This is a genomic window from Streptomyces sp. SM1 (assembly GCF_002910825.1).
Classification (GTDB): Bacteria; Actinomycetota; Actinomycetes; order Streptomycetales; family Streptomycetaceae; genus Streptomyces; species Streptomyces okerensis.
Genome location: NZ_NEUB01000244.1, coordinates 1 through 9,714 on the forward strand (window position 1 = coordinate 1; position 9,714 = coordinate 9,714).

General features: G+C 70.9%; 8 protein-coding genes. 3 read left to right on the top strand and 5 right to left on the bottom strand.

Features of this window, described 5'->3' with window-relative positions:
* Nucleotides 1-34: 34 nt before the first annotated feature.
* Genes B9S61_RS05675 through B9S61_RS05695 form a run of 5 tightly spaced genes read right to left on the bottom strand, consistent with a single transcriptional unit; the run spans nucleotide 35 to nucleotide 5,074 of the window.
* Nucleotides 35-355, bottom strand: coding sequence for an L-rhamnose mutarotase (locus B9S61_RS05675; RefSeq protein ID WP_103541201.1), 321 nt, complete (start codon nucleotides 353-355; stop codon nucleotides 35-37).
* A gap of 29 nt (nucleotides 356-384) precedes the next feature.
* Nucleotides 385-1,467 (bottom strand): rhamnose ABC transporter substrate-binding protein, encoded by a 1,083-nt coding sequence (rhaS, locus tag B9S61_RS05680; RefSeq protein WP_103541202.1) that lies wholly within the window; start codon nucleotides 1,465-1,467, stop codon nucleotides 385-387.
* Nucleotides 1,468-1,495: 28 nt separating this feature from the next.
* Nucleotides 1,496-2,527: an ABC transporter permease gene (locus B9S61_RS05685; protein WP_103541203.1), complete on the bottom strand. Its 1,032-nt coding sequence runs from the start codon at nucleotides 2,525-2,527 to the stop codon at nucleotides 1,496-1,498.
* Nucleotides 2,520-3,560, bottom strand: a complete 1,041-nt coding sequence (locus B9S61_RS05690) for an ABC transporter permease (protein WP_103541204.1) — start codon at nucleotides 3,558-3,560, stop codon at nucleotides 2,520-2,522. The genes B9S61_RS05685 and B9S61_RS05690 overlap by 8 nt, the downstream gene beginning before the upstream one ends.
* On the bottom strand, nucleotides 3,557-5,074 hold the full coding sequence (locus tag B9S61_RS05695) for a sugar ABC transporter ATP-binding protein (protein ID WP_103541205.1): 1,518 nt from the start codon (nucleotides 5,072-5,074) through the stop codon (nucleotides 3,557-3,559). Before B9S61_RS05695 ends, B9S61_RS05690 begins: the two co-directional genes overlap by 4 nt.
* Before the next feature lie 262 nt (nucleotides 5,075-5,336).
* On the opposite strand from B9S61_RS05695, the gene rhaI reads away from it, so the two are divergent.
* From rhaI to B9S61_RS05710, 3 genes are all read left to right on the top strand, one after another.
* Entirely contained in the window at nucleotides 5,337-6,497 is a 1,161-nt protein-coding gene (gene rhaI, locus B9S61_RS05700) for an L-rhamnose isomerase (protein ID WP_103541206.1), read from the top strand.
* Between the two features lie 142 nt (nucleotides 6,498-6,639).
* A complete protein-coding gene (locus tag B9S61_RS05705) occupies nucleotides 6,640-8,679 on the top strand; it encodes a bifunctional aldolase/short-chain dehydrogenase (protein WP_103541207.1) in 2,040 nt (679 codons plus the stop codon).
* Nucleotides 8,676-9,714 (top strand): rhamnulokinase family protein (locus B9S61_RS05710; protein WP_103541208.1); only part of this gene is annotated, 1,039 nt, incomplete at its 3' end. The genes B9S61_RS05705 and B9S61_RS05710, both read left to right, overlap by 4 nt.

The window sequence follows — 9,714 nt, forward strand, 5'->3', positions numbered from 1 at the left end:
GGAAGCGTGCGTCGTCTCATCGCGGGCTCCGTCGTCAGGCGAGGTGGAAGACCTCGGTCAGCGGTGTCATCGCCTCGTCGGGCCGGGATGCGTCCAGGGACTCGAAGAAGGGGGACATCTCGGCCTGCCAGCGGGCGTTGACCTCGGTGGCCTCCATGCCGGCCCTGGCCGCCTCGAAGTCCTCGGTCTCCAGGTAGCCGACGAGGAGGCCGTCGTCGCGCAGGAAGAGGGAGTAGTTGTGCCAGCCGGTGGCCGAGAGCGCCTCGCGCATCTCGGGCCACACGGCGGCGTGGCGTTCGCGGTACTCGGCGATCCGGTCCTGTCGGACCCTGAGCAGGAAACAGACGCGCTGCATGAGATACCGCTCCTCCGGGGTGGCCGGGATCAGAAGTCGAACCGGTCGATGTTCTCGGCGTTGAAGACGGTGGGCCTGCCGAGGTTGATCACGCCGTCCTTGCCGATGGTGTACTCGCCCATCGCCCCGGCTGTGAAGGTCTCGCCCTCCTTGCCGGTGATCTGGCCGGAGGCCAGCGCGATCGCGGTCCGGCCGGCCAGCTCGCCGAGCTTCGCCGGGTCCCAGAGCTCGAAGGCCTCGACGGTGCCGTTCTTGACGTACTTGCGCATGTCGTTCGGGGTGCCGAGGCCGGTCAGCTTCACCTTGCCCTTGTACTTGGAGCCGGACAGGTACTGGGCGGCCGCCTTGATGCCGACGGTGGTCGGGGAGATGATCCCCTTGAGGTTCGGGTACTCCTGGAGCAGGCCCTGGGTCTGCTGGAAGGACTGCTGGGCGTCGTCGTTGCCGTAGGCGACCTCGACCAGCTTGATGTCCTTGTACTGGGGATCCTTGAGCTCCTCCTTCATGAAGCCGATCCAGGTGTTCTGGTTGGTCGCGGTCTGCGCGGCGGACAGGATCGCGATCTCGCCCCTGTGGCCGATCTGTTCGGCGAGCAGTTGCACCTCGGTGCGGCCCAGGTCCTCGGCGGAGGCCTGCGAGATGAAGGCGTTGCGGCAGTCGGCGGTGGTGTCCGAGTCGTAGGTGACGACCTTGATGCCGTTCTTCATGGCCTGCTTGAGCGCGGTGCACAGGGCGCCGGGGTCCTGCGCGGAGACGGCCATGGCGTCGACCTGCTGCTGGGTGAGGGTGTTGACGTAGGAGACCTGGCCGGCGGTGTCGGTGGCGCTGGAGGGGCCGACCTCCTTGTAGGTGGAGCCCAGCTCCTTCACGGCCTTCTCGCCGCCCTTGTCGGCGGTGGTGAAGTAGGGGTTGTTGACCTGCTTGGGCAGGAAGCCGACGGTCAGGCCCTTCTTGGTCTCGGCGTTCGGGTCGGCCTTGCCGGCCGGGGCCGCGGCGCCGCCCTCGTTCTTGACGTCCTCCTTGGTGGTGCCGCCGCAGGCGGTGGCGGCCAGGGCGAGCGAGGTGACGGCGGCGAGGGCCGCGCAGGTGCGGCGGACGGTTGCCTTGCGCATGGTGGGTTCCTTAGGGACGGAAGAGGTTTCAGGGAGTCGGGGTGGGCGTCTTGGACACCGGTGGTGAGGTGGCGGCCCGGCGTCCGGCGCGTGCGACGGCGATCTGCCGGGCGACGCGGGGGCCCAGGACGGACAGCACCAGCAGCACGCCCGTCACGACGATCTGCGACTGCGCGGAGACGTCCCGCAGACTCATCACGTTCTGCAGCGCGCCCAGCAGGAACACACCGGCGACGGCGCCGCCGAGCGTCCCCTTGCCGCCGTCGAAGTCGATGCCGCCGAGGAGCACGGCGGCGACGACGGAGAGTTCGAGCCCGGTGGCGTTGTCGTAACGGGCACTGGCGTAGTGCAGCGCCCAGAAGACGCCGGTGAGGGCCGACATCAGACCGGTCAGGGTGAACAGGATCAGCTTCTGCCGCTTGACGCGGACGCCGGCGAACCGGGCGGCCTCCTCGCTGGCGCCGATCGCGAACAGGGACCGCCCGAACGGGGTGGCGTGCAGGGCGACGACCGCGATGGAGAGCAGCACGAGGAAGGGCAGGAAGGCGTACGGGACGAACGTGTCGCCGATGCGTCCGGCGGCGAAGTCCAGGTACGGGGCGGGGAAGTCGGTGACCGCGTCGGAGCCGAGCACGATCTGTGCGATGCCCCGGTAGGCGGCCAGGGTGCCGATGGTGACGGCGAGGGAGGGCAGTCCGAGGCGGGTCACCAGCAGGCCGTTGACCAGACCGCAGACGACACCGATCACGAGGCAGATCGGGATGATCGCCTCGATGGTCATGCCCTGGTTCCACAGGGCGCCCATCACGGCGCCGGACAGTCCGGCGGTGGAGGCCACGGACAGGTCGATCTCGCCGGAGACCACGAGCAGGGTCATGGGCAGGGCGATCAGCGCGATCGGCAGGGTGTTGCCGATGAGGAACGACAGGTTGAGCGCGTTGCCGAAGCCGTCGACGGTGGTGAACGACAGCAGCAGGACCACGACGAGCAGGGCGCCGACGGCTGTGTCCCACCTCGACGAGGCGGACCAGCGGCTCGCGCGCGTGAGGGACTCAGGCATGGCGGGCGTTCCTCTTCTTCAGGGCGGTGGCCACGCGCAGCGCGACGATCCGGTCGACCGCGATGGCGAGGATGAGCAGGATGCCGTTGATGGCGAGCACCCACACGGAGCTGACGCCGAGGGCGGGCAGCACGCTGTTGATGGAGGTCAGCAGCAGTGCGCCGAGGGCGGCGCCGTAGACGCTGCCGGAGCCGCCGGTGAAGACGACGCCGCCGACCACGACCGCGCTGACGACGGTGAGTTCGTAACCGGATCCGGTGCCGGAGTCGACGTTGCCGAACCGGGCCAGGTAGAGCGCGCCGGCGAGACCGGCGAGGGCGCCGCAGAAGGTGTAGGCGGCGAGGATCCGCTTGCGGACCGGGATGCCGGCGAGCCGGGCCGCCTCCGGGTTGGAGCCCAGTGCGTACAGCTCGCGCCCGCTGCCGAAGTGCTTGAGGTGGTACGCCGTCGCCACGACCACCGCGAGGGCGATCAGCGCCAGGTACGGCACCGCCGAGATGCCGCCGGAGCCGAAGTCGACGAAGGAGCCGGGGAGATCGGCGGCGGTGATCTGGCGGGAGCCGACCCAGATGGAGTCGATGCCGCGGATGATGTAGAGCGTACCGAGGGTGACCACGAGGGCGGGTACCTGGCCGAGGCTGACCAGCAGACCGTTGAGCAGGCCGAAGCCGATGCCGAGCAGGACGGCGAGGGCGATGGCGGCGACCGGGTCTCCGCCGCCCTGGAGATGGACGCCGGCGGCGAAGGCGCTGATCCCGAGGGTGGAGCCGACGGACAGGTCGACGTTGCGGGTGATGACCACCAGGGACTGGCCGGTGGCGACCAGGACGAGGATGGTCGCGTTCAGCAGCAGGTCCTTGATGCCCTGTTCGGACAGGAACGCGCTGTTGCCGGCCTGGGTGACGCCGATCATCACCAGGAAGACCACCGGGATGGCCAGTTCGCGCATCTTGAAGACGCGGTCGGCCAGCCGGGTGGCGCCGGCCTTCGGCACCTCGGCGACGGGGGCTTCTTCGGGAGCGGCGACCGTCACGCGGCGGCCCTCCCCGTGGCTGCGGCCATCACGGTTTCCTCGGTGGCGTCGGTGCGGGGGATCTCGGCGGTGAGCCGGCCTTCGTGCATCACCAGCACGCGGTCGGCCATGCCGAGGATCTCGGGCAGGTCGGAGGAGATCATCAGGACGGCGACGCCGTCGGCGGCGAGCTGGGACAGCAGCCGGTGCACCTCGGCCTTGGTGCCGACGTCGATGCCGCGCGTGGGCTCGTCGACGATCAGCACCTTCGGCCCGGTGGCGAGCCACTTGGCGAGGACGACCTTCTGCTGGTTGCCGCCGGAGAGGGTGTTCACGGTGTCGGCGATCCGGGCGTACTTGACCTGGAGTTTCACGGCCCAGTCGAGGGAGCGGTCGCGTTCGGCGCCGCGGTCCACCAGGCCGGCCCTGACGGTCGTGCGGAGTCCGGTGAGGCCGATGTTGCGCTCGATGGACATGTCCATCACCAGGCCCTGGGCGCGCCGGTCCTCGGGGACCAGGGCGAGGCCGGCGGCCATGGCGGTGGACGGGGCGCCGTTGGTGAGCGCCCGCCCGTCGACCTCCACCTCGCCGGCGTCCCAGCGGTCGACGCCGAACACCGCGCGGGCGACCTCGGTCCGGCCGGCGCCGACGAGTCCGGCCAGGCCGACGATCTCACCGCGCCGCACGTCGAAGGAGACGTCGGTGAAGACGCCCTCCCGGGTCAGCCGGCGCACGCTCAGGGCGACCTCGCCCGGGGTCACGTCCTGCTTGGGGTAGAGCTCCTCGAGGTCGCGGCCGACCATGCGGCGGACCAGGTCGTCCTCGGTCATGCCGTCCAGCGGCTCGCTCGCGATCCAGGCGCCGTCGCGCAGGGTGGTGACCCGCCGGCAGATCTCGAAGATCTCCTCCAGACGGTGGGAGATGAACAGCACGGCGGCGCCCTGGTCCCGCAGGGTGCGCACGACGCCGAAGAGACGGGCGACCTCGCTGCCGGTGAGGGCGGCGGTGGGCTCGTCCATGATCAGCACGCGGGCGTCGAAGGAGAGCGCCTTGGCGATCTCGACGATCTGCTGGTCCGCGATGGACAGTCCCCGGGCCGGGCGGTCCGGGTCGAGTTCGACGCCGAGCCGTTCCATCAGGGCCGCGGTGGCGTGGTACGTGGCCTTGTGGTCGATGCGGCCGAGGGCCCGCCGGGGCTGCCGGCCCATGAAGATGTTCTCGGCGATCGACAGGTCGGGGAAGAGCGTGGGCTCCTGGTAGATCACGGCGATACCGGCGTCGCGGGCGTCGCCGGGGCCGTGGAAGAGGACCGGCGCGCCGTCGAGCAGCACCTGGCCGGCGTCCGGCCGGTGCACTCCCGCCAGGGTCTTGATGAGGGTCGACTTGCCGGCTCCGTTCTCACCGGCGAGGGCGTGCACCTCCCCGGGGAACAGCTCCAGGGAGACGTCCCGCAGCGCACGTACCGCGCCGAAGGACTTGGAGATGCCCTTGAGCGCGAGAACCGGGGCCGGACCCGTGTCGGACGGGTGGGTCATGAGGGCTCCTCGACGACGTCGGCGGGTCGGCCCTCGCCACGTCGTGAAAGGTTTCAACTGGATTGCCGGGACGTTAGGCGCGCGACGCATGTCACGTCAATGGGTGCCGGTCGAAAAACTTCCGACACCTTCGGATCACACCGTGGTCACGGAGCCCGGTCTTTGCCGAAGGGGTTGACACCCCTCCGGGGGCGCCATAGCTTCCCGTTCTGAATCGTTTCACTCTGTGGTCGTTACGACCCGATGTCACAGGAGCCCTGACGTGACCGAGCTCGCCGCGGCGAAGGCCGCTCTCAAGACCCAGGCAGTCGAGACGCCGTCGTGGGCGTACGGGAACTCGGGGACCCGGTTCAAGGTGTTCGCCCAACAGGGCGTCCCCCGTACTCCGCAGGAGAAGGTGGACGACGCGGCCAAGGTGCACGAGTTCACCGGAGTCGCGCCGACCGTGGCGCTGCACATCCCGTGGGACAGGGTCGGGGACTATGCGGCACTGGCCGGGCACGCCGAGGACCGGGGGGTGCGGCTCGGCACGATCAACTCCAACACCTTCCAGGACGACGACTACCGGCTGGGCAGCATCTGCCACCCGGAGGCGGCGGTACGCAGGAAGGCCGTGGACCATCTGCTGGAGTGCGTCGACATCATGGACGCGACCGGCTCCGCCGACCTGAAGCTGTGGTTCGCCGACGGGACGAACTATCCCGGGCAGGACGACATCCGGGCACGCCAGGACCGGCTCGCCGACGGGCTCGCCGAGGTGTACGAGCGGCTCGGCGAGGGGCAGCGGATGCTGCTGGAGTACAAGCTCTTCGAGCCGGCGTTCTACACGACGGACGTGCCGGACTGGGGCACGGCGTACGCGCACTGCCTGAAGCTCGGCGAGAAGGCACAGGTCGTGGTCGACACCGGGCACCATGCGCCGGGGACCAACATCGAGTTCATCGTGGCGACGCTGCTGCGGGAGGGGAAGCTCGGCGGGTTCGACTTCAACTCGCGGTTCTACGCCGATGACGACCTGATGGTGGGGGCCGCGGATCCGTTCCAGCTGTTCCGGATCATGTACGAGGTGATCCGCGGCGGCGGGCTCACGCCCGGGGTGGCGTTCATGCTGGACCAGTGCCACAACATCGAGGCGAAGATCCCGGCGATCATCCGTTCCGTCATGAACGTGCAGGAAGCGACGGCGAAGGCGCTGCTGGTCGACCGGGCGGCGCTGGCCGATGCCCAGCGGGCGGGGGATGTTCTGGAGGCCAACGCCGTGCTGATGGACGCGTACAACACGGATGTGCGTCCGCTGCTTCGTGAGGTGAGGGAGGAGATGGGGCTGGACCCCGAGCCCATGTCTGCCTACCGGCGGTCCGGGTGGGGCGAGAAGGTCGTTGCCGAGCGGGTCGGCGGAGAGCAGGCGGGGTGGGGGGCGTAGGCGTCCGCCGGATTCTGTTCGTCGCGGGCTGCGGGCCGGATGTGGCTGGTCGCGCCCACGCGGCGGCAGCCGCACATCGGAACAGCCCCGCGCCGCTGCCTGGGCGCTCCACTCCCCCTCTCTTCCGAAGGACTGATCGTTGATGTCCAGCCATCCCGAAGCCGCCGCTCTGCTCGCTCGTTCGCACCGGCTCGGCTCCGATCCCCGCAACACCAACTACGCCGGGGGCAACACCTCCGCCAAAGGCACCGGGACCGACCCCGTCACCGGCGGTGACGTCGAACTGATGTGGGTCAAGGGGTCCGGGGGCGACCTCGGGACGCTGACCGGGGCGGGGCTGGCCGTGTTGCGGCTGGACCGGCTGCGGGCGCTCACCGGGGTCTACCCGGGGGTCGAGCGCGAGGACGAGATGGTCGCCGCGTTCGACTACTGCCTGCACGGCAAGGGCGGTGCGGCGCCGTCGATCGACACCGCGATGCACGGGCTCGTCGGCGCCGCGCACGTGGACCACCTGCACCCCGACTCCGGGATCGCGCTCGCCTGCGCGGCCGACGGGGAGAAACTGACCGCCGAGTGCTTCGGTGACACCGTGGTGTGGGTGCCGTGGCGGCGGCCCGGCTTCCAGCTCGGACTGGACATCGCCGCCGTGCAGGAGGCCAACCCCCAGGCCATCGGCTGTGTGCTCGGCGGACACGGCATCACCGCGTGGGGTGACACCTCCGAGGAGTGCGAGCGGAACTCGCTGCACATCATCCGCACGGCCGAGACGTTCCTCGCCGAGCGCGGCCGGCCTGAGCCGTTCGGACCGGTGATCGAGGGGTACGAGGCGCTGTCCGGGGAGGAGCGTCGGGAGCGGGCCGCCGCACTGGCGCCGTACGTCCGGGCCGTCGCCTCCCAGGACCGGCCGCAGGTCGGGCACTTCGACGACTCCGACGCCGTACTGGACTTCCTGGCCCGCGCCGAGCACCCGCGGCTGGCCGCGCTGGGCACCTCCTGCCCGGACCACTTCCTGCGCACCAAGGTCCGGCCGCTGGTCCTGGACCTGCCGCCGTCCGCCCCGCCGGCCGAGGCGGTCGCCCGGCTGAAGGAGCTGCACGCGGCCTACCGCGAGGAGTACGCCGCCTACTACGAGCGCCATGCTCGGCCCGACTCCCCCGCGATGCGCGGGGCCGACCCGGCGATCGTGCTGGTTCCGGGTGTGGGCATGTTCAGCTTCGGCAGGGACAAGCAGACCGCGCGGGTGGCCGGCGAGTTCTACCTCAACGCGATCCACGTGATGCGCGGGGCCGAGGCGGTGTCCACGTACGCGCCGATCGAGGAGTCGGAGAAGTTCCGCATCGAGTACTGGGCGCTGGAGGAGGCCAAGCTCCAGCGGATGCCGAAGCCCAAGCCGCTCGCGACGCGGGTCGCGCTCGTCACCGGCGCCGGCAGCGGGATCGGCAGGGCGATCGCCCAGCGGCTGACGGCCGAGGGCGCGTGTGTCGTCGTGGCCGACCTGAACGGGGAGAACGCCGCCGAGGTCGCCGAGGAGCTGGGCGGGTCCGACAAGGCCGTCGCCGTGACCGTCGACGTCACCTCCGAGGAGCAGATCGCCGGTGCCTTCAAGGCCGCCGTGCTCGCCTTCGGCGGCGTCGACCTGGTGGTGAACAACGCGGGGATCTCGATCTCCAAGCCGCTCCTCGAGACGTCCGCAGCGGACTGGGACCTCCAGCACGACATCATGGCCCGCGGTTCCTTCCTCGTCTCGCGCGAGGCGGCCCGGGTGATGACCGCGCAGGAGCTGGGCGGGGACATCGTCTACATCGCGTCGAAGAACGCCGTGTTCGCCGGCCCCAACAACATCGCCTACTCCGCCACCAAGGCCGACCAGGCCCACCAGGTGCGGCTGCTCGCCGCCGAGCTGGGTGAGCACGGCATCCGGGTCAACGGCGTCAACCCGGACGGTGTGGTGCGCGGTTCCGGCATCTTCGCCGGCGGCTGGGGCGCCGAGCGCGCCGCCGTGTACGGGGTGCCGGAGGAGAAGCTGGGCGAGTTCTACGCCCAGCGGACGCTGCTGAAGCGCGAGGTGCTGCCCGAGCACGTGGCGAACGCCGTGTTCGCGCTGACCGGCGGCGATCTCACCCACACCACCGGACTGCACGTCCCGGTCGACGCCGGCGTCGCCGCCGCGTTCCTGCGATGAGCACCGCCGTGGGGTCGTACGCCGCGGTCGACCTCGGCGCGTCCAGCGGGCGCGTCATGGTCGGCCGCGTCGGCCCCGACAGCCTGGAGCTGACCGAGGCGCACCGCTTCCCCAACCGGCCGGTGCGCGTGCCCGAGGGGCTGCGCTGGGACGTCCTGGGGTTGTACGCCGGGGTGCTGGACGGACTGAAGGCGGCCGGCGCGGTGGACTCCGTCGGCATCGACAGCTGGGCCGTGGACTACGGGCTGCTGGACGCGGACGGGGCGCTGCTCGGCAACCCGGTGCACTACCGCGACAGCCGTACCGACGGGATCGCCGGGAAGGTGTGGGCGACCGTGCCCGCCGCGGAGCTGTACGCGGCGACCGGACTGCAGTACGCCCCGTTCAACACCCTGTACCAGCTGACGGCGGCGCGGGATTCGGCGCAGTTCGCCCGGGCCGGGCGGCTGTTGATGATTCCGGACCTGCTGGCGTACTGGCTCACCGGGGAGCAGGGCACGGAGCTGACCAACGCCTCGACCACCCAGCTCGTCGACCCGCGCACCCGGGACTGGGCGTACGGGCTCGCGGAGCGGCTGGGCATCGATCTCACCCTGTTCGCGCCGCTGCGCCGGCCCGGGGACCCGGCCGGGGTACTGCGCCCGGAGGTGCTGGAGGAGACCGGGCTGAGCGGGCCGGTCCCGGTCACGGCGGTCGGCTCGCACGACACCGCGTCCGCGGTGGCCGCGGTACCGGCGGACGGTGAGCGGTTCGCGTACATCTGTACCGGCACCTGGTCGCTGGCCGGGCTCGAACTGGACGCCCCGGTGCTGACGGAGGAGAGCCGGGCCGCCAACTTCACCAATGAGCTGGGGCTGGACGGCACGGTCCGCTATCTGCGCAACATCATGGGGCTGTGGCTGCTCCAGGAGTGCCTGCGGGCCTGGGGCGAGCCCGGTCTGGGCGCGCTGCTGCGCGAGGCGGCGGACGTGCCGGCGCTGCGGTCGGTGGTGGACGCGGGGGGCGCCGCGTTCCTCGCGCCGGGACGGATGCCGG